Origin of the sequence: Pseudomonas sp. FP603, from assembly GCF_030687415.1 — a bacterium.
Taxonomy (GTDB): domain Bacteria; phylum Pseudomonadota; class Gammaproteobacteria; order Pseudomonadales; family Pseudomonadaceae; genus Aquipseudomonas; species Aquipseudomonas wuhanensis.
The window spans coordinates 5596591-5620000 of sequence record NZ_CP117431.1 but is presented as its reverse complement, the minus strand read 5'-3'; the positions used below and the strand labels follow the sequence as shown (position 1 = coordinate 5620000).

25 protein-coding genes and 1 pseudogene are annotated in these 23410 nt (G+C 59.3%); 24 read left to right on the top strand and 2 right to left on the bottom strand.

Annotation, left to right across the window (positions count from 1 at the left end):
- The first annotated feature begins 88 nt into the window (after nucleotides 1–88).
- The 8 genes from PSH65_RS26045 to rpoS all read left to right on the top strand — a co-directional run bounded on the left by PSH65_RS26045 (nucleotide 89) and on the right by rpoS (nucleotide 7224).
- On the top strand, nucleotides 89–1201 hold the full coding sequence (locus tag PSH65_RS26045; protein WP_305423193.1) for an S-(hydroxymethyl)glutathione dehydrogenase/class III alcohol dehydrogenase: 1113 nt from the start codon (nucleotides 89–91) through the stop codon (nucleotides 1199–1201).
- Nucleotides 1202–1209: 8 nt separating this feature from the next.
- The gene (gene fghA, locus PSH65_RS26040) at nucleotides 1210–2055 is read left to right on the top strand and encodes an S-formylglutathione hydrolase (RefSeq protein WP_305423192.1); all 846 of its coding nucleotides are present in this window, start codon (nucleotides 1210–1212) and stop codon (nucleotides 2053–2055) included.
- 43 nt (nucleotides 2056–2098) lie between these two features.
- On the top strand, nucleotides 2099–2572 hold the full coding sequence (ispF, locus tag PSH65_RS26035) for a 2-C-methyl-D-erythritol 2,4-cyclodiphosphate synthase (RefSeq protein WP_305423191.1): 474 nt from the start codon (nucleotides 2099–2101) through the stop codon (nucleotides 2570–2572).
- Nucleotides 2569–3627, top strand: a complete 1059-nt coding sequence (gene truD, locus PSH65_RS26030; RefSeq protein ID WP_305423190.1) for a tRNA pseudouridine(13) synthase TruD — start codon at nucleotides 2569–2571, stop codon at nucleotides 3625–3627. Before ispF ends, truD begins: the two co-directional genes overlap by 4 nt.
- The gene (surE, locus tag PSH65_RS26025; RefSeq protein ID WP_305423189.1) at nucleotides 3615–4364 is read left to right on the top strand and encodes a 5'/3'-nucleotidase SurE; all 750 of its coding nucleotides are present in this window, start codon (nucleotides 3615–3617) and stop codon (nucleotides 4362–4364) included. Before truD ends, surE begins: the two co-directional genes overlap by 13 nt.
- A 41-nt stretch (nucleotides 4365–4405) precedes the next feature.
- Entirely contained in the window at nucleotides 4406–5041 is a 636-nt protein-coding gene (locus PSH65_RS26020) for a protein-L-isoaspartate(D-aspartate) O-methyltransferase (RefSeq protein WP_177318845.1), read from the top strand.
- Nucleotides 5042–5252: 211 nt separating this feature from the next.
- Nucleotides 5253–6110 (top strand): peptidoglycan DD-metalloendopeptidase family protein, encoded by an 858-nt coding sequence (locus PSH65_RS26015; RefSeq protein ID WP_305423188.1) that lies wholly within the window; start codon nucleotides 5253–5255, stop codon nucleotides 6108–6110.
- Between the two features lie 106 nt (nucleotides 6111–6216).
- The gene (rpoS, locus tag PSH65_RS26010; RefSeq protein ID WP_007907200.1) at nucleotides 6217–7224 is read left to right on the top strand and encodes an RNA polymerase sigma factor RpoS; all 1008 of its coding nucleotides are present in this window, start codon (nucleotides 6217–6219) and stop codon (nucleotides 7222–7224) included.
- A gap of 487 nt (nucleotides 7225–7711) precedes the next feature.
- Here the strand turns inward: rpoS and fdxA are convergent, their stop codons facing one another.
- Together fdxA and mutS are read right to left on the bottom strand one after the other, a co-directional pair.
- Complete coding sequence (fdxA, locus tag PSH65_RS26005) at nucleotides 7712–8035, bottom strand: ferredoxin FdxA (RefSeq protein ID WP_305423187.1); 324 nt, start codon at nucleotides 8033–8035, stop codon at nucleotides 7712–7714.
- Nucleotides 8036–8182: 147 nt separating this feature from the next.
- Nucleotides 8183–10762 carry a DNA mismatch repair protein MutS gene (gene mutS, locus PSH65_RS26000; protein ID WP_305423186.1) on the bottom strand — a complete coding sequence of 860 codons (2580 nt, stop codon included), beginning with the start codon at nucleotides 10760–10762 and terminating at the stop codon, nucleotides 8183–8185.
- A gap of 200 nt (nucleotides 10763–10962) precedes the next feature.
- Between mutS and PSH65_RS25995 the strand changes: the two genes are divergently transcribed.
- The 16 genes and pseudogenes from PSH65_RS25995 (at nucleotide 10963) to PSH65_RS25920 (ending at nucleotide 23387) form a co-directional block, all read left to right on the top strand.
- Nucleotides 10963–11697, top strand: coding sequence for an XRE family transcriptional regulator (locus PSH65_RS25995; RefSeq protein WP_305427054.1), 735 nt, complete (start codon nucleotides 10963–10965; stop codon nucleotides 11695–11697).
- A gap of 519 nt (nucleotides 11698–12216) precedes the next feature.
- The gene (locus PSH65_RS25990) at nucleotides 12217–12564 is read left to right on the top strand and encodes a phage holin family protein (protein ID WP_038979169.1); all 348 of its coding nucleotides are present in this window, start codon (nucleotides 12217–12219) and stop codon (nucleotides 12562–12564) included.
- Nucleotides 12565–12692: 128 nt separating this feature from the next.
- The gene (locus tag PSH65_RS25985; protein ID WP_305423184.1) at nucleotides 12693–13277 is read left to right on the top strand and encodes a hypothetical protein; all 585 of its coding nucleotides are present in this window, start codon (nucleotides 12693–12695) and stop codon (nucleotides 13275–13277) included.
- Complete coding sequence (locus tag PSH65_RS25980; RefSeq protein WP_007907211.1) at nucleotides 13274–13456, top strand: DUF2635 domain-containing protein; 183 nt, start codon at nucleotides 13274–13276, stop codon at nucleotides 13454–13456. Before PSH65_RS25985 ends, PSH65_RS25980 begins: the two co-directional genes overlap by 4 nt.
- The gene (locus PSH65_RS25975; protein WP_305423183.1) at nucleotides 13456–14952 is read left to right on the top strand and encodes a phage tail sheath subtilisin-like domain-containing protein; all 1497 of its coding nucleotides are present in this window, start codon (nucleotides 13456–13458) and stop codon (nucleotides 14950–14952) included. The genes PSH65_RS25980 and PSH65_RS25975 overlap by 1 nt, the downstream gene beginning before the upstream one ends.
- 66 nt (nucleotides 14953–15018) lie before the next feature.
- Nucleotides 15019–15366: a phage tail tube protein gene (locus PSH65_RS25970; protein ID WP_007907215.1), complete on the top strand. Its 348-nt coding sequence runs from the start codon at nucleotides 15019–15021 to the stop codon at nucleotides 15364–15366.
- Nucleotides 15363–15659, top strand: coding sequence for a phage tail assembly protein (locus PSH65_RS25965; protein WP_018926972.1), 297 nt, complete (start codon nucleotides 15363–15365; stop codon nucleotides 15657–15659). The genes PSH65_RS25970 and PSH65_RS25965 overlap by 4 nt, the downstream gene beginning before the upstream one ends.
- A gap of 130 nt (nucleotides 15660–15789) precedes the next feature.
- On the top strand, nucleotides 15790–17289 hold the full coding sequence (locus tag PSH65_RS25960; protein ID WP_305423182.1) for a phage tail protein: 1500 nt from the start codon (nucleotides 15790–15792) through the stop codon (nucleotides 17287–17289).
- The gene (locus PSH65_RS25955) at nucleotides 17276–18511 is read left to right on the top strand and encodes a DNA circularization protein (protein ID WP_305423181.1); all 1236 of its coding nucleotides are present in this window, start codon (nucleotides 17276–17278) and stop codon (nucleotides 18509–18511) included. The genes PSH65_RS25960 and PSH65_RS25955 overlap by 14 nt, the downstream gene beginning before the upstream one ends.
- A 3-nt stretch (nucleotides 18512–18514) precedes the next feature.
- Nucleotides 18515–19558 (top strand): phage baseplate assembly protein, encoded by a 1044-nt coding sequence (locus tag PSH65_RS25950; protein WP_305423180.1) that lies wholly within the window; start codon nucleotides 18515–18517, stop codon nucleotides 19556–19558.
- A gap of 134 nt (nucleotides 19559–19692) precedes the next feature.
- Nucleotides 19693–20202 carry a phage baseplate assembly protein V gene (locus tag PSH65_RS25945; RefSeq protein ID WP_305423179.1) on the top strand — a complete coding sequence of 170 codons (510 nt, stop codon included), beginning with the start codon at nucleotides 19693–19695 and terminating at the stop codon, nucleotides 20200–20202.
- Nucleotides 20202–20600 (top strand): phage GP46 family protein, encoded by a 399-nt coding sequence (locus PSH65_RS25940; protein ID WP_018926967.1) that lies wholly within the window; start codon nucleotides 20202–20204, stop codon nucleotides 20598–20600. The genes PSH65_RS25945 and PSH65_RS25940 overlap by 1 nt, the downstream gene beginning before the upstream one ends.
- The gene (locus tag PSH65_RS25935) at nucleotides 20590–21633 is read left to right on the top strand and encodes a baseplate J/gp47 family protein (RefSeq protein WP_305423178.1); all 1044 of its coding nucleotides are present in this window, start codon (nucleotides 20590–20592) and stop codon (nucleotides 21631–21633) included. The genes PSH65_RS25940 and PSH65_RS25935 overlap by 11 nt, the downstream gene beginning before the upstream one ends.
- A complete protein-coding gene (locus PSH65_RS25930) occupies nucleotides 21621–22220 on the top strand; it encodes a YmfQ family protein (protein ID WP_305423177.1) in 600 nt (199 codons plus the stop codon). Before PSH65_RS25935 ends, PSH65_RS25930 begins: the two co-directional genes overlap by 13 nt.
- Before the next feature lie 11 nt (nucleotides 22221–22231).
- Nucleotides 22232–22430: pseudogene (locus PSH65_RS25925) on the top strand (hypothetical protein); the annotation flags it as partial.
- 534 nt (nucleotides 22431–22964) lie between these two features.
- Entirely contained in the window at nucleotides 22965–23387 is a 423-nt protein-coding gene (locus PSH65_RS25920) for a tail fiber assembly protein (protein ID WP_305423175.1), read from the top strand.
- The last annotated feature ends 23 nt before the right edge of the window (nucleotides 23388–23410 follow it).

Below are 23410 nucleotides of genomic sequence, written 5' to 3'. Positions count from 1 at the left end.
GCAATAATGTTTTGCTTTTACCCTGATTATTCATCGGATGTCGCTGTATTACACTTCTTGTCTCGTTTTTATTCACTGGAGAGTCAACATGATCAAGTCGCGCGCCGCCGTTGCCTTCGAGGCCAAGAAACCCCTCGAGATCGTTGAAGTCGATGTCGCCATGCCCAAGGCGGGTGAAGTCCTGCTGCGCGTCGTCGCCTCCGGTGTCTGTCATACTGATGCCTACACCCTCTCGGGGGCGGACCCGGAAGGTATCTTCCCGTCGATCCTGGGTCATGAGGGTGGCGCGGTGGTCGAAGCGATCGGCGAGGGCGTGACTTCGGTCGCGGTCGGCGACCATGTGATCCCGCTGTACACCCCGGAATGTGGCAAGTGTAAGTTCTGCCTGTCGGGCAAAACCAACCTCTGCCAGGCGATTCGTGCGACCCAGGGTAAAGGCTTGATGCCGGATGGCACTTCGCGTTTTTCCTACAAGGGCGAAACGATTTTCCACTACATGGGCACCTCGACGTTTTCCGAGTACACCGTGCTGCCGGAAATCTCCGTCGCCAAGATTCAAAAAGAAGCACCCCTGGAAAAAGTCTGCCTGCTGGGTTGTGGCGTCACCACTGGCATCGGCGCGGTAATCAACACTGCCAAGGTCAAACCAGGTGACACCGTCGCCATCTTCGGTCTGGGTGGCATTGGTCTGTCGGCTGTGATTGGCGCGGTCAAAGCCAAGGCAGGGCGGATCATCGCCATCGACATCAACCCGGCCAAGTTCGAGATCGCCAGGCAATTGGGCGCGACCGATTGTGTAAACCCGAAAGACTTCGATCGTCCGATTCAGGAAGTGATCGTCGACATGACCGATGGCGGCGTCGACTTTTCCTTCGAATGCATCGGCAACGTCCAGTTGATGCGTGCTGCACTTGAGTGCTGCCACAAAGGCTGGGGTGAGTCGGTGATCATCGGCGTGGCCGGTGCCGGTCAGGAAATCTCAACCCGTCCGTTCCAACTGGTGACCGGTCGCGTCTGGCGCGGTTCTGCGTTCGGCGGTGTGCGCGGGCGTACCGAGTTGCCAAGCTATGTCGAAATGGCCCAGACCGGCGAGATTCCGCTGGATACCTTCATCACCCACACGATGGGCCTGGAAGATATCAACAAGGCGTTTGACCTGATGCATGAAGGCAAAAGCATCCGTAGCGTCATCCATTTCTGAGGTCGGTAATGAGCCTGGAAAATATCTCCTGCCAGAAAAGCTTCGGCGGCTGGCACAAACGCTATCGGCATCGTTCGGAAGTGCTCGGTTGCGACATGGTGTTCGCCGTATACCTGCCACCGCAAGCGGAGCAGGGCGGTAAACTGCCGGTGCTGTACTGGTTGTCCGGCCTGACCTGCACTGATGAGAACTTCATGCAAAAGGCCGGTGCCATGCGCATGGCCGCCGAGCTGGGGCTGATCATCGTCGCACCGGATACCAGCCCGCGCGGCCCTGATGTGCCGGGTGATCCGGACGGTGCCTGGGACTTCGGTCTCGGTGCCGGGTTTTATCTGAATGCCACGCAGGAACCGTGGTCGCGGCACTATCGGATGCATGACTATGTCGTGCAGGAATTGCCGGCATTGGTCGAAGCGCATTTCCCGACATCGGACAAGCGTGGCATCAGCGGTCACTCCATGGGGGGGCACGGCGCGTTGGTCTGCGCCTTGCGCAATCCGGGGCGTTATCTGTCGGTGTCGGCGTTCTCGCCGATCAACAATCCGATTGATTGCCCTTGGGGCCAGAAAGCCTTTTCCCGTTACTTGGGAGAAGACCGTTCGAAGTGGCGTGAATGGGATGCCTGTGCATTGATTGCCGAGGCTTACGAGAAGCTGCCGCTGCTGGTCGATCAGGGTGATCGCGATGATTTCCTGGCCACCCAGCTCAAGCCTGAAGCCCTGCAACAGGCCGCTAAACTGGCGGGTCATCCGCTGACGTTGCGTCTTCAGCCGGGCTACGACCACAGTTATTTCTTCATCGCCAGCTTCATTGACGACCACTTGCAACATCATGCACGCGCCCTAGGCGTCTAATGCAGGTAGAATCACGCCCTGACAAAAATCGGGGCGTTTTTTTATGCGTATTGGCCACGGCTACGATGTGCACCGTTTCGGTGAAGGCGATTTCATCACACTGGGCGGCGTGCGGATTGCACACAGCTTCGGGCTGCTCGCCCATTCCGACGGTGATGTCCTGCTGCACGCCTTGAGCGATGCCTTGCTCGGCGCAGCTGCGCTGGGTGATATCGGCAAGCACTTCCCTGACACCGACCCGCAATTCAAGGGCGCCGACAGCCGTGTGCTGTTGCGTCACGTTGTCGCGCTGATCCATGCCAAGGGTTGGAAAGTCGGCAACGTCGATAACACCATCGTCGCCCAGGCCCCGAAAATGGCCCCGCATATCGAATCGATGCGCGCGCTGATTGCCGCGGATCTTCAAGTTGAGTTGGATCAAGTGAACGTAAAAGCTACCACCACCGAAAAGCTTGGCTTTGTGGGGCGCGAAGAAGGCATTGCCGTGCACTCCGTTGCTCTGTTGCTGCGCGCATGAACGAACTGCAATTGCTCGGCCCTCGGGCCTATGGTCAAGCCCTCGGCAGTGCGGTATTGAAAGCCACGGCGGAAGATTTCCAGGTTGACGAAGTCCTCGATATTCCCTTCAGCGGCGAAGGTGAACACCTGTGGATCTGGGTGGAAAAGCGCGGTCTGAATACCGAAGAAGCGGCACGGCGCATCGCCAAGGCGGCGGGTGTGCCGTTGCGTACTGTCAGCTATGCCGGCCTCAAGGACCGACAGGCGCTGACTCGCCAGTGGTTCAGCGTGCAACTGCCGGGCAAGGCTGATCCTGATCTGTCGGCGGCGGAAAACGACACGCTGAAAATCCTCAAGACCGGTCGGCATAAACGCAAACTGCAACGCGGTGCCCACTCGGCCAATGGCTTCACCTTGCGCTTGACCCAGTTCGCCGGTGACAAGGCAGCGATTGAAGAGCGTCTGCAGCTGATCGCCAAGCAAGGTATTCCCAATTATTTTGGCGCCCAGCGGTTCGGGCATGACGGCGGCAACGTCGTCGACGCCCGTGCCTGGGCAGCGCGCAAGGCCCTGCCGGAACAACGCAACGTACGTTCGCGGCTGCTCTCCACTGCGCGCAGTTTTCTGTTCAATCAAGTGTTGGCGGCGCGTGTCGTCGATGGCACCTGGCAGCGCGCTCAGGTGGGTGATCTGCTGGCGTTCACCGACAGCCGCAGTTTTTTCCCGGCCGGAGAGGCCGAATGCAGTGACCCTCGCCTGGCGATTCTCGACCTGCACCCGACCGGCCCGCAGTGGGGCGAAGGTGACTCGCCGACGTCAGGCGCTGTCCATGAACTGGAGCAGGTAATCGCCGCGCGCGAAGCGGATCTGCGCGATTGGTTGATTAACGCCGGAATGAGCCACGAACGTCGCATCCTGCGGCTGCCCATTGGCGGGTTGACGTGGCATTATCCCGAGCCTGACATTCTGCAACTGGAATTCGTCCTGCCGGCCGGATGCTTCGCCACCGTATTGGTGCGTGAACTCGTCGATCTGGTGCCGGTGGGGCAGACGGACAGCCCATGCGTATTCTGATTTCTAACGACGATGGGGTAACCGCACCCGGTCTCGCCGCGCTTTATGCTGCGCTGGCGGATTACACCGAATGCGTGGTTATCGCCCCGGACCAGGACAAAAGCGGCGCCAGCAGCTCGCTGACGCTCGACCGTCCGTTGCACCCGCATACCTTGGCCAATGGCTTTATCAGCCTCAACGGCACACCCACCGACTGCGTGCACCTGGGCCTTAACGGCTTGCTGGAACTCGAGCCGGACATGGTGGTTTCCGGCATCAACCTGGGGGCCAACCTGGGAGATGACGTGCTGTATTCCGGCACCGTGGCGGCGGCCCTCGAGGGACGTTTCCTTGGGCGTCCTTCGTTTGCCTTTTCGTTCGTCTCACGGCAAGTAGAGAACCTCCCCACAGCCGCTTATTTTGCGCGCAAACTGGTAGAGGCTCACGCGGACCTTGAACTGCCACCGCGCACGGTACTGAACGTGAACATTCCCAACTTGCCTCTGGAGCACATCCGCGGAATTCAGCTGACCCGCCTCGGCCATCGCGCCCGCGCCGCGGCACCGATGAAAGTGGTCGACCCGCGCGGTAAATCCGGTTACTGGATCGCCGCGGCGGGGGATGCTGAAGATGGCGGCCCGGGTACCGATTTCCATGCGGTGATGCAAGGCTATGTTTCAATCACGCCACTGCAACTGGATCGCACCTTTAATGATGCCTTCAGAAGTCTCGATGGCTGGCTGGAGGGTCTGCGTTAATGGCTCGTGAACAAGACCATATTCTGCATCGCGGTATCGGGATGACCTCTCAACGAACCCGTGAGCGTCTGATTCAGCGCCTCTATGAAGAGGGAATATCCAACGCCAAGGTGCTGGAAGTCATCCGCCGCACCCCGCGTCATCTGTTCGTCGATGAGGCGTTGGCTCATCGCGCCTATGAAGATACGGCGCTGCCGATCGGGCATAACCAGACCATTTCCCAGCCTTATATGGTGGCTCGCATGAGCGAGCTGCTGCTGGAAGCCGGTCCGTTGGACAAGGTGATGGAAATCGGCACCGGTTCGGGTTACCAGACGGCGGTGCTGTCGCAATTGGTCGAGCGGGTTTTTTCCGTGGAGCGCATCAAGGTTCTGCAAGACCGGGCCAAGGAGCGCCTGGTGGAGCTGAACCTGCGCAACGTGGTGTTTCGCTGGGGCGATGGCTGGGAAGGCTGGCCGGCGCTGGCGCCTTACAACGGCATCATTGTCACCGCCGTGGCCACCGACGTGCCTCAGGCACTGCTCGATCAGTTGGCACCGGGTGGGCGACTGGTCATTCCGGTCGGCTCCGGTGAAGTTCAACAATTGATGTTGATCATCCGTGAAGAACAGGGCTTTTCAAGACGTGTTCTGGGGGCGGTGCGCTTTGTGCCATTGCTCAATGGGCCGTTGGCCTGAGCATTTGTTTAAGCACGCTGAATTCTCTTCGATTGCCTGGGTCTTACAGCGGCATCGATTGGTTAAACGGAATTCATCGTCAGGCAGCAAACGTGTGCGTGAAGCGAGTTCGCTTCATTAAAGGTAAAGCCTGTTCGGCCCGTTATACTTTCGACATTTCGTGCCGGAGCACGGCAATCCACATTATCAGCCACCAAAAAGGGAGCGGCGGGTGAGTCTCACAGTCATTGCGCAGCGAATGGGTATAACGAGCTTTCAGCGTCTGGTGACTGGCCTTGTCTTGAGTACCTTGCTGGTCGGATGTTCCAGCACCAAATCAGGGAGTGCGAGCGTCGTCGATCGCAACAACGCGGTCGCCCAGCGTCCGGCCGTGACCACCGGCCAGTACATTGTCCGACCCAAGGACACTTTGTTCTCCATCGCTTTTCGCTACGGTTGGGACTACAAAGCCCTCGCGGCACGGAACAATATTCCTACGCCTTATACGATCCATCCGGGTCAGACAATTCGCTTCGACGGTCGCAGTGGTTCAACACCGACGGCGGTAGTGAGTTCGTCCAGTTCCTCGCCTTCGTCGTCGAGTAAAACCACTGTAATTCGGCGTCAGGCAAATGGCGCGACGACCAGCACAACAGTGCTTGCACCGTCCGTCGCCAACAAGCCGGCACCTGCTCCACTACCTCCTGCCGGTCCGGCCCCGACGGGCTGGGGGTGGCCTTCTAATGGCATTCTGATTGGTAAATTCTCTTCAAACGGTAGTTTGAATAAAGGAATTGATATCGCCGGAGATTTGGGACAGCCTGTTTTAGCTGCGTCTGATGGGACGGTGGTATACGCCGGGAGTGGCTTAAGGGGCTACGGCGAATTAGTCATCATCAAACACAGCGACACCTACGTCAGTGCCTACGGACATAACCGCAGGCTGTTGGTTCGGGAGGGGCAGCAGGTCAAAGTCGGACAGACAATTGCCGAAATGGGGTCAACGGGTACAGACCGGGTGAAACTGCATTTTGAGATTCGCCGACAAGGTAAACCTGTAGATCCGCTGCAATTCCTGCCACGTCGTTGATTTGTTAGCCAGCCTGTTCCGTCACGTAGAGGGAACAGGCTCCAGCGTTGCCAGGGATCAAGGCGCCGCTTGAGCTTGAGGTCGAACTCACCAAAGGACTATAACAATGGCTCTCAGTAAAGAAGTGCCGGAGTTTGACATCGACGATGAGGTTCTCCTGATGGAGACCGGCATCGCCACGGATTCGATGTCGAATGATGAAGGGGATGCACCACCTTCCGTTCGTGCCAAATCCAAACACTCCGCTTCGCTTAAGCAACACAAGTACATCGACTACACACGGGCACTCGATGCCACGCAGCTGTACCTCAACGAAATCGGCTTTTCCCCATTGCTCTCCCCGGAAGAAGAAGTTCATTTTGCGCGCTTGTCGCAAAGTGGCGATCCGGCCGGACGCAAGCGCATGATTGAAAGCAACCTGCGGCTGGTGGTGAAAATCGCCCGGCGTTACGTCAATCGTGGGCTGTCGCTGCTGGACCTGATCGAAGAGGGCAACCTCGGCCTGATCCGGGCAGTAGAAAAGTTCGATCCCGAACGCGGATTCCGCTTTTCGACCTACGCCACCTGGTGGATTCGTCAGACCATCGAGCGCGCGATCATGAATCAGACCCGGACCATCCGGTTGCCGATCCATGTGGTCAAAGAGCTCAACGTGTACTTACGAGCTGCACGGGAGCTGACTCAAAAGCTCGATCACGAACCCTCACCCGAAGAAATCGCCAACCTGCTGGAGAAACCGGTAGGCGAGGTCAAGCGCATGCTCGGCCTGAACGAGCGGGTTTCTTCGGTCGACGTCTCGCTGGGTCCGGATTCGGATAAAACCCTGCTGGACACCCTGACCGACGACCGCCCGACCGATCCATGTGAACTGTTGCAGGACGACGACCTGTCACAGAGCATTGATCAGTGGCTCTCGGAGCTGACCGACAAGCAACGCGAGGTGGTCGTACGCCGCTTCGGCTTGCGAGGTCACGAGAGCAGCACACTTGAAGACGTAGGCCTGGAAATCGGCTTGACCCGGGAGCGGGTCAGGCAAATCCAGGTTGAAGGCCTCAAGCGTCTTCGGGAGATTCTCGAGAAAAACGGCCTGTCGAGTGAGTCGCTGTTCCAATAAGCAACTCGTTCTGCCGGTACAAAAAGCCCCGACTTGGTTTGGGGCTTTTTGTTTCCGGGAATATGAGAAGTGCGTTGTTTTTTGCACCGCCTCAGGTTTGTAGTCTCGTGTTGTAAGACTTTGCTTACTCTTTCGTAAGTGTTCGTTATTTTTACACCCTGGTAGTTGTCTATTTAATCTGTTGTGTTTGTTTATCTTATTGATTTATATGATTATTTTTTTAGATTAACGGCATGTGACAGTCGATTTCAGCGACGGAGGCCGATTGCTCTTAGTGGGGAATTCTCTAGTATTTGAACTGTGTCGACGGATAGACACGCCCTTCAAGGAAGAGGGGAACGGACATCGCAGGAAGCGGTTCATCAGGACGATGAAAAGGAACACAAGGAATAGGGAAAAAATGTGGGCGGGTCAAACCGCCCCTTTTTTTTGCCTGCAGAAAAGCAAAAAGGCCCACAAGGGGGCCTTTTCGAGAACGCGAGGGAAATCAGCGTTCGAGGTGTTCGATTTTGTTTGGCTTGCCATCCCATTCAGCGGAATCGGGCAATGGATCTTTGCGTTCAGTGATGTTCGGCCATACCTCGGCCAATTCCATGTTCAGCTGAATGAAGTTTTCCATGCCGGCCGGCACTTCATCTTCGGAGAAGATGGCCACGGCAGGGCATTCTGGTTCGCACAGTGCGCAGTCGATGCACTCATCCGGGTGAATCACCAGGAAGTTCGGGCCTTCGTAAAAGCAGTCCACCGGACAGACTTCTACGCAGTCGGTGTACTTGCACTTGATGCAGTTGTCGGTGACGACGAAGGTCATTTCTAATTTTCTCCTCAGGCGGCGGCAGCGGAGCCCCTTCACGTTGGGGTCGCCAGGTTTGAGAGCGATAGTATAGTCTGCAGGCCAGGCTATTAGCCTGCAGCATCCCAAACCGCGCGAGATTCTAACAGCTTGCAGGCAAGTGCGTTAGATCCGTGTCTTTAGTGTATAGAGCATTTCGAGTGCACGACGCGGTGTTATGTCGTCCAGATCAAGTTTGGCCAGTTCATCCAGCACCGGGTGCGGCAGGCTGGCGAACATGTCGCTCTGCTGCGGCGTGACCGGTTTGCCTTTGGCCGGCTTCGGAACCTCATGAGGCAGCGCTGTGGATTCCAGTCGGCTCAGATGTTCACGAGCACGCACGATCACTTCACTCGGCACACCGGCCAACTGCGCAACCGCCAGGCCATAGCTCTGATTGGCAGGCCCAGGCAACACGTGGTGCAGGAACACGATGCGTTCGTTGTGTTCGGTGGCATTGAGGTGCACGTTGGCCACCAGCGGTTGGGCTTCCGGCAGCACTGTCAGCTCGAAATAGTGGGTGGCGAACAGGGTATAGGCCCGTAGATGCGCCAGACGCTCAGCCGCGGCCCAGGCCAGGGACAGACCGTCGAAGGTGCTGGTGCCGCGACCGACTTCGTCCATCAGTACCAGGCTGCGTTCGGTGGCGTTGTGCAGAATGTTCGCGGTTTCGCTCATTTCGACCATGAAGGTCGAGCGTCCACCTGCCAGGTCATCGCTGGAGCCGATCCGGGTGAAGATTCGGTCGACCAAGGACAATTCGCAACTGGCCGCCGGCACGAAACTGCCGATATGCGCCAACAGTACGATCAATGCGGTCTGACGCATGTACGTGGATTTACCGCCCATGTTCGGGCCAGTGATCACTAGCATGCGTGTGTTGTCGTCAAGGCTCAGGTCGTTGGCCACGAACGGCGTAGTGAGTACTTGTTCGACCACCGGGTGCCGACCTTGGGTGATGCGCATGCACGGCTCGCTGACGAAACGTGGGCAGTTCAGGTCCAGATTCAGTGCACGCTCGGCGAGGTTGCTCAGCACGTCCAGCTCGGCCAGTGCGGCGGCGGTGTCCTGCAAGGGCGGCAATTGGGCGATCAGGTCTTCGAGCAGCGCTTCGTAGAGCATCTTCTCGCGCGCCAGGGCGCGGCTCTTGGCCGACAGCGCCTTGTCTTCGAACGCTTTCAGTTCTGGGGTGATGAAGCGCTCGGCACCCTTGAGCGTCTGGCGACGGATATAGTCCGCCGGTGCCGACTCGGCTTGCTTGCTCGGCAGTTCAATAAAGTAGCCGTGAATGCGGTTGTAGCCGACCTTGAGGTTAGCCAGGCCGGTACGGGCCTTTTCCCGGGCTTCGAGATCGATCAGGAACTGCCCGGCATTTTCGCTGAGCGATTGCAACTCGTCGAGTTCGCTGTCGTAACCGGTTTTCAACACGCCGCCGTCACGGATCACCGCCGGCGGGTTGTCGATGATGGCTTTCTCCAGCAGCGCCGCCAGTTCCGGATAGGTGCTGGTGGTCGTCGCCAGTTGCATGATGTGCGGGGCTTCAAGCTCGGCCATCGCTAGCTGCAACTCTGGCAATGCACCGAGGGCATCGCGCAGGCGCGCCAAGTCACGAGGACGGGCATTGCGCAGGCCGATCCGCGCCAGTATCCGCTCGATGTCACCGATTTCCTTGAGCTGCGGTTGTAGTTTTTCGAAGCGGTAACCGTCGAGCAGGCAAGTGATCGAGCTCTGTCGCGCCAGCAATACGGTCAGATCCCGAAGCGGACGGTTCAGCCAGCGGGTCAGCAGACGGCTGCCCATGGCGGTCTGGCAGCGATCGACCACCGATTGCAAAGTGTTGTCACGACCGCCGGCCAGGTTGGTGTCCAGCTCCAGGTTGCGACGGCTCGCGCCGTCCAGCACCACGGTGTCGTCCAGGCGTTCATGACGCAGGCTGCGCAAGTGGGGCAGGGCGGTGCGCTGGGTTTCCTTGGCATAGCTGAGCAGGCAGCCAGCAGCGCCGATAGCCAAGGTCAGGTTCTCGCAGCCGAAACCTTTCAGGTCCTGGGTGGAAAACTGCTGGCAAAGACTTTTCAGCGCCGAATCACGTTCGAAATCCCACGGCGCACGGCGACGAACCCCACGACGTTTCTCCGCCGGCAAGTCTTTCGGCCAGTCGTCCGGGATCATCAGCTCAACCGGGTTGACCCGCTCCAGTTCCGCCAGCAGGTTTTCCCAGCCCTTGATCTCCAGCACGGTGAAGTTGCCGCTGGTGATGTCCAGCACCGCCAGACCGAACAGACGCTCGTCACCCAGTACCGCCGCGATCAGGTTGTCCCGACGTTCATCCAGCAGCGCTTCATCGCTGACCGTGCCGGGGGTGATAATCCGCACCACCTGACGATCCACCGGGCCTTTGCTGGTGGCCGGGTCGCCGACCTGCTCACAAATCACCACCGACTCGCCGAGCTTCACCAGTTTCGCCAGGTAACCTTCCGCGGCGTGGTAAGGAATCCCACACATCGGAATGGCCTGCCCCGCCGATTGCCCACGAGCCGTCAGGGTGATGTCCAGCAATTTGGCGGCCTTCTTCGCGTCTTCATAGAAGATCTCGTAGAAGTCGCCCATGCGGTAGAACATCAGCTGGTCAGGGTGCTGGTTCTTCAGGCGCCAGTACTGCTGCATCATCGGGGTGTGGGAAGACAGATCGGAGAGGGCTTTATTCATCGGAAATTCAGGAAAACTCGTTGAAAGGTGTAGGGCAAAGGAGGGGCATCGGCCCGGCTTTTCCGCGATGGGCGCAAGATTACCATGGGCGGTCTGCCTGACGCAGGCATGAAAGCCTCCCGGTACATTTCTGCCGACTATGCACGATCTATGCAAATCAGCATTTGTCTTCCGAAAAAAGATCAAGCACTATGCGCGTTATGCAAAAACGCAATGTTTCTACCGTCTTAAGAGCGCTGCTCGATCAGCACGGGATCTCCCCCACGGAGCTTCACCGTCGCACCGGCGTGCCTCAATCCACTCTCTCGCGGATCCTCAGCGGGAAGATCGTCGATCCTTCGGATAAACATATTTCGAAGATTGCCGAATACTTCTCCGTGAGCACCGATCAGTTGCGTGGCCGTGCGGATGTCGCGCGCGCCGCCAGCGCCGGGCGCGATGAGTCGCACTCGGAACTCAAGGACATAAGCCTGTGGGACGACGATACGCCCGTCGATGATGACGAGGTGTCGGTCCCCTTTCTTCGCGAGGTTGAATTGGCCGCTGGATCAGGAAGATTCGTCATCGAAGAGAGCGAGCGCTCTAGCCTGCGCTTCGGCAAGCGTAGCTTGCGCCACAACGGCGTGCAGTTCGACCAGGCTAAATGCGTGACCGTGCGCGGCAACAGCATGTTACCGGTGCTGCGCGATGGCGCCACGGTCGGGGTGAATGCCGGTAAATGCGGGATTGGCGACATCGTCGACGGCGACCTGTACGCCATCAACCACAACGGCCAGTTGCGGGTGAAGCAGCTTTATCGCCTACCGACAGGCATTCGCCTGCGCAGCTTCAATCGCGATGAGCATCCGGACGAGGACTACAGCTTCCAGGAAATCCAGGAAGAGCAAATCGTCATCCTTGGTCACGTCTTCTGGTGGGGCATGTACGCCCGCTAACCTCACCACTGTCAGATAAAACCCGTCGCCCGACGGGTTTTTTTTCGCCTGTCCAAAACCGCCAACGCCTTTGCCTGCGGGGCTTTCATGCGTCTATGCATTGGTGATGCATAAATAAATGCATTTATGCATTGACTGTATATGCATCCATGCATATTCTTTGTCTCAAGCCACTCAACAAAGCGGCTCGAAACGAAGCTTTTTAGTTCCACCACAAAGGCAGCGATGAACCGGCCTCAACGGTTCAGAGGGTTGGCAACTGACCCGGGTGTGCAGCGTAAAGCACCAGAAGCAGTTATCCGGCGGGCAGGGACCGCGGTCGGAAAAACAATTTGAATGGATCCGTACCGCGCCAGTAGCGCCGAAAGATCAACTCCCTTCAGGCCATTGGCCAAGGAAGGCGAAGGACCGCATTACTGAAAAGCCCGGCCAATGCCGGGCTTTTTGGAATGCCTACCTCAAGAGACATCGTTTGAACTCAACACATATCACTCATCAATCACCCCCAGGAGGCGTGACATGACAAACGAGCAACAAGCGTTGCTGGACATGCCGATCTGGCTGGTCATCGTTCTCGCCCTGGTGGGCGGGGTGTCCGGCGAAATGTGGCGCGCCGACAAGGAGGGCGCCCGTGGCTGGTCGCTGCTGCGGCGTCTGGCGCTGCGTTCCGGGGCCTGCATGATCTGCGGGGTCTCGGCAATCATGCTGCTGTACGCCGCCGGCGTGTCGATCTGGGCCGCCGGTGCCTTTGGCTGCCTGACGGCGATGGCCGGTGCGGACGTGGCCATAGGGCTTTACGAACGTTGGGCCGCCAAGCGGATTGGTGTTTGTGAGGTTCCACCGCGCGATACGTCTCAGGATCATTGATCTCTCAATCCGAAGGAGCGTCGTCCAGAGTGCATACCGCACTGACCCGCAAGGACGCGGGTTTCCCACGGCCAGTACCGTTCACTCAAACCCGCCGCGGCGGGTTTTTTATTGCCCGGTGAAGAACTATGAAGATCACAGCCCTGATCACACAACTGCGCGATCAATGCCCAACCCTGGCCAATCGCGTGGCCGCCGGCATCGACCTCGCCACGCTGCAAGCCAACACCCCGCTGCAAACCCCCTGCGCCTATGTGGTGCCGATTGCCGATCTGGCGAGCAAGAGCGTCGCGCAAAACCTGATGCTGCAACCCATCCGCGACCGCTTCGAAGTAACCCTGGTACTCGACACCACGGACGCTACAAAAGCGCTGGATCTGTTGCATGACCTGCGCGCCGAACTCTGGCGCGCTCTGGTGGGTTTCAAGCCCGGCAGCGACTACGACGCCATCGAGTACGACGGCGGCGAACTGGTTTCCATCAACAGCAGCCGCGTGCTGTATCGACTGCGCTTTTTTGCCGAATTCCAGCTCGGTCGCAATTTGCCGGGTCAGCCGGCGGAGAGCTGGCACGAGCGTGAACTGGACGGTTTGTCGTCCTTTACCGGGGTCACCGTGCGGGTCGATGCTATCGATCCGGCGGACCCCAATCTGCAACGCCCAGGCCCCGACGGGCGCCTGGAACTGACTTTCTCTGGAGACGTAACCCCATGAGCAAACGCATCACCGTGCTGCCGGCCCCGGGCCGTGTCGTGCCGGACCCGGAAGCGGGCGATCTGTTGCCCCTCGAGGGCCGTGAAGTGCCGGACAACGCCTGGTGGCGTCGACGTCTGGCCGATGGCGATATCACTACCAAAGCCGTGAAAGCGGCGAAACCACAGGGAGCCAAATAATGGCGATCGGATTCAGCAACATCCCCGCGGACATTCGTGTTCCGCTGTTCTATGCCGAAATGGATAACTCGGCCGCCAATAGCGCGTCGTCGGCCATGCGCCGCCTGATCGTCGCTCAGGTCAACGACAACATCGTACCAGCCGACGTCGGCAAACTGGTGTTGGTGTCCAGCGTGGCGCTGGCCAAAAGCATTGGCGGCCAAGGCTCGATGCTCGCCTCGATGTACGAAACCTGGCGCAAGACCGATCCGATCGGCGAGATCTGGTGCCTGCCGCTGCACAACACTGAAGGCAGCATCGCCAAAGGTGTGCTGACCCTGACCGGTGCCGCGACCCAGAGCGGCGTGCTTAACCTGTACGTCGGCGGCGTTCGTGTTCAAGCGGCCATCGTCAACGGTGCCACTGCGGCCCAAGCGGCCACGGCCTTGGCACTGAAAATCAATGCATCCGCCGATCTGCCGGTCAGTGCTGCAGCGGTCGACGGTATCGTCACCCTGAGCGCCAAATGGACCGGCGACAGCGGCAACGACATCAGCCTGCAATTCAATCGCCTGGGCAAGAGCAACGGCGAAGAAACCCCGGCCGGCCTGACCTCGGCCATCACCGCCATGACTGGCGGCGCCGGTGTACCGGATCAAGTCGCCGCCGTGGCGGCGCTGGGCGATGAACCGTTCGAGTTCATCTGCATGCCGTGGTCGGATCTGTCGACCCTCAACACCTGGCAAGCCGTCATGGATGACAGCACCGGTCGTTGGTCCTGGGCCAAGCAATTGTTCGGTCACGTCTACAGCGCCAAGCGCGGCACCATCGGTACGCTGGTGGCGGCCGGTCAGGCGCGTAACGACCAGCACATGACCATCCAGGCGCTGGAACCGGGCGTACCGCAACCGTTCTGGGTGCAGGCCGCGGCACTGGCTGCGCGCACCTCGGTGTTTATCTCTGCCGACGCCAGCCGTCCGACCCAAAGCGGCAGCCTGCCAGGTCTCGACCCGGCACCGGCGAGCGAGCGTTTCACCCTGACCGAGCGTCAGTCGCTGCTCAACTACGGCATTGCCACCGCGTACTACGAAGGCGGCTACGTGCGCATTCAGCGTTCGATCACCACCTATCAGAAGAACGCCTACGGCCAGGCAGATAACTCCTATCTGGACAGCGAAACCATGCACCAGTCGGCGTTCATCGTGCGTCGTCTGCAAAGCGTGATCACCAGCAAATACGGTCGCCACAAACTGGCCTCCGACGGCACCCGTTTCGGCGCCGGCCAGCCCATCGTCACCCCGAGCACCATTCGCGGTGAGCTAATTGCCCAGTACGCCAAGCTCGAACTGGAAGGCCACGTGGAAAACGCCGAGCTGTTCGCCGAACACCTGATCGTCGAGCGCGATGTTCAAGACCCGAGCCGGGTCAACGTGCTGTTCCCGCCGGATTACATCAACGGCCTGCGCGTGTTCGCGCTGCTCAACCAGTTCCGTCTGCAGTACGACGACGCAGCCTGATCGCTGCGCTGACTGTGTGAATTCAGCCCACCTCGCGTGGGCTTTTTATTTGAAGGGAGAAACACCATGGGTCAACTGATTGCGGGCACCTGCTACGTCAAAGTGGACGGCGCTCAACTGACCATCAACGGCGGCTGCGAAGCACCATTGATGGCCGTTAAACGGGAAACCGTCGTGCCGGGCTTCTACAAGGAAACCGACATCGCGCCGTCGTTCAAAGTGACGGCGCTGCACACCGCAGACTTCCCGCTCAAGCAACTGATCGCAGGCACTGACATGACCGTCACCTGCGAATTCAGCAACGGCAAAGTCTACGTGCTGGCCGGCGCCTACCTGGTGGAAGAGCCGGTATCCAAAGGCGACGACGCCACCATCGAACTGAAATTCGAAGGCATCAAGGGGACCTGGCAATGAGCAACGCCGTGAAGCTTCAAGTTGCGATCGAAGCCCACGGCGAGCCCTTGACCGAACTCAACCTGCGCCGTCCGACGGTGCAGGAAGTGCGGGCGATCAAGGCGCTGCCGTACAAGATCGACAAGAGCGAAGAGGTCAGCCTCGACATGGACGTCGCGGCCAAATACATCGCGGTGTGCGCCGGCATCCCGCCGTCGTCGGTCAACCAGCTGGATCTGGCTGACCTCAATACGCTGAGTTGGGCCGTCGCGAGTTTTTTCATGAGTGCGGCGTCGGAGCCATCACCGACCTGATCGCAGTCGCCTATGACCTGGCCTGGTTCTGGAAGGTTGACCCCGAACAGATGATGGCCAGGCCACTGGATGTGCTCCGCGAATCGCTGGAGCACGCGCAACGGATCAATGCGATGCAGCAGGTGCAGTGATGGCAGACACACAAACACAAGAGAAAACCTCGGTGCTGCTCACCGGCATCGATGAACTGTCACCCAAGCTCGGCGCCCTTCGGGCAAAAGTCGAGCGCTTCAAGAACAACCTGGAGCAGACCGGCCTCGGCAAACTGGACATCAGCGGTCTGTTCAAGGGCGGCAGCGTGATCACGCCGTTCGTGGAGGGGATCAAAGCATCCGACGCCTTCAAGGGCAAATTGACTGAGGTCAGCGAATCGGCCGAAGGCGTTGATTTGCCCAAAGCGCCAGCGAGTGCCACGCAAAACATGAATGTGTTCAGCCGCTCGATGGAGCAGGTGTCGGTCGCGGCCAACACGGCCTTGCAGCCTGCCGTCGCTACGGTAACGGCAGGTCTTCAACCGTTGTTGGTTGGGTTTGGCAGTCTGCTCGATGACAACCCGAAACTGGTCGAAGGTCTGGCGGCAGGGGCCATTGCGTTCTCGGCGATGCAAACCGCCGTGACCGGCGCGACGCAAGTGTTCGAGCTGATGAGCATGGTGCTCAAGACCAATCCGATCATGCTGATTGCCATGGGTATCGCCCTGGCGGCCGGTTTGATCATTGCCAACTGGGAGCCGATTTCGACGTTTTTCGCCGGGCTCTGGCAAAAGGTTGTCAGTTATTGGGCGCCGATCAGCGGAGTTTTCTCGGATATTTTTGATCGAGTGAAAGCAGTCGTGAGTGCGGGATTCGATTTCCTCAAGGCGTGGTTTGCCTGGACGCCCTACGGAATGATCCTGAACAACTGGGGGGCCGTTGTCGGTTTGTTTGCGGCGATCTGGGATCTGCTCGTGGCACTGACTGTGCCGGTGAAGGAGAAACTGCGCAGCCTGTTCGACTGGGTGCCGCTGGACGCTATTGCCGCGGCTTGGGATCAGGTGCCTGCCATGTTCTCGGGCTACTGGGAGTCGATCAAACTTGGAGCGCAGGCGTTCTTTTCCTACCTCGGCGGGTTGTTCACTTGGTCGCCCTTGGACGCACTGAGCGAAACATGGGCATCTGTGGTTCAGTTTTTCAGTGAAAAAGCGGAAAAGCTCCGGGCCATTCTGGCGCCGATCCAGGAGATGCTGGGCGGTAGTTTTGGTGGTTTTATCGCCAAAATTACCGGCAAGGTCGAAGGCTTCACCGAGGTGCAAAAGAAAACCAATGCCGAAGGCAAGGGTGAATTTGCGCCAGCAGCGGCGTTCTTTGGTGACGCTTCCGAGCCAGCCTCGAGCGCGCTGACGGCTCCCGGCAGCTTGCCGATCAGGTCGCCGATGCAGCCCGATTCCCTGACACAAAACTCCAGCGCCCTGATCCAGCAAACCGCCGCCAACAACCGCACGCAACTCGAAGGCGGCCTGACGGTTCGCTTCGAAAACGCGCCGGCCGGGCTGCGCACCGATCAACCGCAAACCAATCAACCGGGGCTGTCGCTCAATTCGCGCATCGGCTATCGCTCGCTGTCGCTGGGAGGTTCCAATGAACTGGCGTGACCGTTTGTTGCCGGCATCCTTTCGCGGTGTCGGTTTTTGGGTCGATCAGGCGAAAACCCCGGTCGGTAAAAAGGGCCAGTTGCACGAGTATCCGCAGCGGGATCTGCCGTTTTTCGAGGGCCTTGGCCAGCAGGCGAAGATCCATGATCTGACGGCGTTCATCGTCGGCCCCGATTGCCTGGAGCAGCGCGACAAACTGCTCAAGGCGCTGGAGCAGGGCAGTGGCGAACTGGTGCATCCGTGGCTGGGACGCTTGCAGGTCAAGGTCGGCGAGTGCGACATGACCCACACCCGCCAGGACGGCGGGCTGGTGACCTTTGCGCTGAAGTTTTACCCCGATGAACCGCTGCCGTTTCCGACGGCCACGGTCAGCACGCAGAAGGTGCTGCTGGCCAAGGCCGACACCCTGCTGGGCTCGGCAGTGGCCCGTTTCGAACAGGCCATGACCCTGATCAAGGCTGCGCGGATCGGCATCGCCAATCTGCGCAACAGCCTGACCGGGGTCTATGAAGTGATCCAGGAACAGCTCAAACCGTTGATCGAGGAGTACCGGCAAATCACCGAGCTGGTCAAAGCGGTCAAGGAATTACCCAAGGAAGTGGCGGCGGAATTCAAGGGCTTGCTCGGCGATATCAAATCGCTCAAGGACTTCGCGAAGGAGGGCTATCGTGGCGTGATTGCCGACGTGTCCCAACAGCTCGAAGCCATCCGCAAGGCCGATGCGCCGAAGCTCACCACCGGCAAGGACACCACGGCCGCGGCTCAAGCCATGGCCGATCTGGTGCAGGACACGTTGCTGGTCAAAGTGGCGCAATGGGTCGCCTCGATGCCGGTGGCGTCGACCCCGGTGAAACTGTCGTCGACGCCGTCGCTGGATCAGCAGACCGTGCAGCCGGTCATCCGTCAGGAAGTGCCGGTCACCGACGATTTGCAGTTGTTGCAAAAGGAGCTGAACGAAGCGATCCAGTTGGCATTGAACAAGGCCAGTCCCGCGCACTACCAGGCCATCAATGATGTGAAGCAGGCGTTGAATGCGCACCTCAAGGCGGTGGCGTCGTCCGGTGTGCGGCTGGTCAGCAAATCCTTTCAGGAGAGCTTGCCAGCCGTCGTCGTGGCCTACCGGCAATTTGCCGATGCCACGCGAGTCACCGAAGTGACTCAGCGCAACGGGATTGCCCATCCGGGGTACGCGCCGAACGATGTGAAAGTCTCCGGGGAGTGAGCCATGAACGACATGGATAACCGCGTCACATTGACCGTCGGCGGCCTGGAATACGGTGGCTGGAAAAGCGTGGAAATCACGGCGGATCTGGAGCGTCAGTTCCGCACTTTTAAACTCAACATCACCTGGCAATGGCCGGGGCAGACCGTGGACCAGCGAATCCAGCCCGGTGACGCCTGTGAAGTGCGCATCGGCCAGGATCTGGTGCTGACCGGGTATGTGTTCAAGGCGCCGATCAGTTATGACGGGCGGCAGATCAGCCTGAACATCGAAGGCAGTTCCTGCACCCAGGACCTGGTGGATTGCGCCGCGACCAACCGCCCGAATCAATGGCATGAGCAATCGCTGTTGAGCATCGTCGAAGCGCTGGCGATCACCTACAAGGTCTTTGTGGTCAGTGAAATTCCCGAGACCGCCCGGCTCAGCAGTCACACCATCGTGCCGGGGGAAACGGTGTTTCAATCCATCGACCGCTTGCTGACATTGTTTCGGGTGTTTTCCACCGATGATGCCCAGGGCCGATTGGTGCTGGCCCGGCCTGGCAGTGGTGGGCGGGCCAGCGATGCGCTGGAGTTGGGCAAGAATATTCTCTCGGCCAACGCGCCGATGGATTACAGCCAGGTGTTCTCCGAATACCGGGTCATCGGTCAGCAAAAGGGTACGGACAAGAAGAGCGGGGCGGCGGTCAGCGAGGTTGAATCGGTGTCCGCCGACCTGAGCTACAAGCGTCGGCGGGTCACGGTGATCAACGAAGGCATGCAGATCAATCCCGATCTCGCCTTGCAACGGGCCAATTGGGAAAGCGCCACTCGCGTGGGCAAGGCCAAAGCTACTACCTATCAGGTGCAGGGCTGGCGGCAATCCAACGGCGATCTGTGGCGTCATAACACACTGGTGCGGGTCAAGGATCCGGTGCTGGGGTTCGATGACGACATGCTGATCTCGAAGGTGACCTATTCGCTGTCGGCACAAGGTTCGGTCACCACCCTGCAAGTCGCACCGCCGCATACCTTCGACGCCAATCCAGAGCCTCCGAAGAAAACCTGACCCCACACTCGACCCTGTGGGAGCGGGCTTGCCCGCGATGGCGGCGGCACATTCAACATCAAGGTGACTGATCCGCCGTTTTCGCAGGCAAGCCAGCTCCCACAAGAGCGGCGGTCGCCTTCAAGGAAAATCCAATGAGCCTACTGACACGCCTCCTGGCGCGCGGCACTGTCGTGCTCGCCAACTCGGCCACCAAGCTTCAATCGCTGCAAATGCGCCTCACCGCCGGCGAAGTGAACGATGACATGGAACACTTCGAACCCTACGGTTTCACCAGCAACCCACTGGCCGGCGCCGAAGGTGTCGCCACGTTTCTGGGCGGTGATCGCTCCCACGCCATCGTGCTGGTAGTTGCCGACCGCCGCTATCGCCTCCAGTCCCTGACCCCTGGCGAAGTGGCGATCTACACCGACGAAGGCGACAAGATCCACTTCAAGCGCGGGCGGATCATCGACATCGAAACCGCCACCCTGAATATCCGCGCCAGCAGTGCAGTCAACTTCGACACACCCGTGATCAATCAGACTGGAAAAATCGTGTCCACCGGCGATCAAGTTGCCGGCGCAATCAGCCAGATCAAACACGTGCACGTCGGCGTGCAAGCGGGCAACGGCCAGACCGGCGTACCGGCGGGAGGGCAGTGATGTTGATCAGCCAAAACCTCCACGCCGCACTGACCCGCTCGGTGCTGATCAGCCTGTTCACCTGGCGCCGCGCCGCCGATGACGATGCCCTCGACGATGAAGAGCGTTTCGGCTGGTGGGGCGATAGCTTTCCTACAGTGGCCGACGACCGCATCGGTTCGCGGCTGTGGCTGCTGCGCCGGGTCAAGCTGACCCGCCAGACCCAGATGGACGCCGAGTTCTACGCCCGCGAAGCCCTCCAATGGCTGATCGACGATGGCCATTGCAGCGCCATCGACATCATCAGCGAACGCCTCGACGCCCAGCGCCTGAACCTGCGCACGGTCCTGACCCTGGCCGACGGCGAACGCCTGGACATCAACCCCGATAACAGTTGGCAGGTGATCTATGCCGTTTGAAACCCCTTCGCTGCCGGTGCTGATCAAACGCACCCAAAGCGACCTGGCCAGCGATTCGCTGCGCCAGTCCGATGCGCAAGTGCTGGCCCGCACCCTCGGTGGCGCCGCCTACGGCCTGTATGGTTACCTGGACTGGATCGCCGAGCAGATCCTCCCGGACAAGGCCGATGAATCGACCCTGGAACGGATCGCCGCACTGCGCCTGAACCAGCCGCGCAAAGCCGCACAAGCGGCCAGCGGCAGTGTCAGTTTTACCGCCAGCGCCGGTGCGGTGCTGGACGTCGACACCCTGCTGCAATCAAGCGACGGTCGCACCTACAAAGTGACCGCCGCACGCACCACCAGCAATGGCCTCAACAGCACCACCATCGCCGCGCTCGAGGCCGGTAGCCTGGGCAATGCCGAGGCCGGTCTGGCGCTGATTCCGGTGCAACCGATTGCGGGTATCGTCGGCAATAGCTTCACCGTGCTGACGCCGGGGCTCAGCGGCGGTGTTGCGCGGGAAAGCCTGGAGTCGCTGCGCTCGCGGGTGATCCGCTCCTACCGCATCATCCCTCACGGCGGTTCGGCCCAGGACTATGAAACCTGGGCACTGGAGTGCCCCGGCGTGACCCGCGCCTGGTGTCGTGGCGGTTTGTTGGGACCGGGCACGGTCAGCCTGTTCATCATGCGTGACGACGACCCGCAACCGGTGCCGAATGACGAACAACTGGCCGAAGTCCAGGCCTACATCGAGCCGCTGCGCCCGGTCACCGCCGAGGTGCATGTGCAGCGGCCGGTTCAGGTACCGGTGGTCTATCACCTGACGCTGACCCCCGACACCACCGCCATACGCGCCGCCGTCGAAGCGCAGCTGCGAGACCTGCATAACCGTGAAGCCGACCTCGGCCAGAAGTTGTTGATCAGTCACATCCGTGAAGCCATCAGCAGCGCCAGTGGTGAATACGACCACTCACTCACCTCGCCTGTCGCCGATGTCCCCGCCAATCAAAGCGAATTGCTGACATTCGGAGGTTGCGTATGGGGGACATAAGAACCGCCGCGCAATACCACGCCCAACTGCGCAGCCTGCTGCCTAGCGGGCCGGCCTGGGACCCCGAACAAGTTCCTGAACTCGAAGAAGTGCTCGAAGGCGTCGCCCTGGAGCTGGCCCGCCTCGACGCCCGTGCCGCCGACCTGCTCAACGAAATGGACCCGGCTGGGGTCAGCGAACTGGTACCCGATTGGGAGCGGGTAATGAACCTTCCCGACCCATGCCTGGGCGCCACGCCACTGTTCGACGACCGCCGTCTCGCGGTACGCCGCCGCCTGCTCGCGGTCGGCAGCCAGGCCGTCGGCTACTACCTCGAAATCGCCAAAAGCCAGGGTTACCCGAACGCCACCATCACCGAACTGGAAGCCCCACGTATGGGGCGTTCGCGTTTCGGCGCGGCGCACTGGGGCACTTGGGAAGCGCAATTCATGTGGACGCTGAATACCGGTGGGCGATTGCTGCTGGGACGACGTTTTGGCGCCAGTTACTGGGGCGAGCGCTTCGGCGTGAATCCGGGCTCGGCACTGGAGTGTTTGATCCACCGCAGCGCACCGGCGCATACCAAGGTGCACATCAATTATGACTAGGGAGTAGAGGGATGGATTATCCGAAGAGTGTGCCCAGCGCCGGGTTGGTGAATGGGAAGTTTGTGGATGAGAACCCGTTGACCGGGACGCCGGGGTCGTTGATTCCGGCGAGGTGGGGCAACAGCGTCACGGATGAAATTGTGAATGCGATTGTCGACGCTGGCATTGTCCCGGACGAAAGCGATAGCACTCAGCTGAAAGCGGCGATTTCAGCGATTGTCGAGAGGAACAAAAATGAATCTCTGGCGAGCAAGGAAGAGGCCGAATCCGGTGTAAGCGCCAACAAACTGATGACGCCCATTCGTGTCTTTCAAGCGATAGAGAAGAAGTTGCTTCAGGCCACCGAGTCGATGTTCGGCTGGGCACGTATTTCGACTCAGGCCCAAGTCAATGCCGCTGTTGATGACACTACGATTGTTACCCCGAAAAAACTGGCGTTCGGGGTTTCCTACAGCTTTGCAGAAAACGGCTACATCGCGTTTCCGAGTTGGTTGGGTGGTTTCATGATTCAGTGGGTCATGGTCTATGTCGCCGTCAATAACGGTTATGTATCCAAACCGTGGCCGCTGGCCTTTAAAAATCAATGTCGTGGCGCTTGGGCCGGTTATTCGTCATCAGGTAATGCGCCGTTCCTCGATATCACCACTCCGCCCTTGGTGACTTACCTCGACGCCAGTCAAGTTCAGGTCATGAGTAATTCCGGTGGCACTGGCTGGGTCAGTGTCTTGAGCGTGGGTAACTGAGATGAAGAGATTTTACAGCCGCACGACCGGCAATACCTACCTGGCGGGTTATCACATTAGCCTTCCCGAGGATGCCGTTGAAATTGATGACGAGCGTTATGACGCCGTAATCGCCAATCCAAAAGCGGGAACCGCGAGAGCTCATGATGATGAAGGATTGCCGGTTCTGGTTGAACTTGCCCCCTTGTCGGATGAAGAACTTTCACAGGAAGCAAAGGCGTGGCGTGATCAAACGTTTGACCGCGTGGTCTGGCTACGCGACCGACATCGTGATGAGGTGGAACTGATGAAGGCCACCACGCTTTCTGACAGTGAATATCAAGAGCTTCTTGTTTATTTGCAAGCGCTGCGCAAGTGGCCTCAGGCGAAGAAGTTTCCTTCGAAACGTTCTCGACCGAAAAGGCCTGCCTGGTTGGCTGACTGAACGGATATCGAATGTTCCAGGTA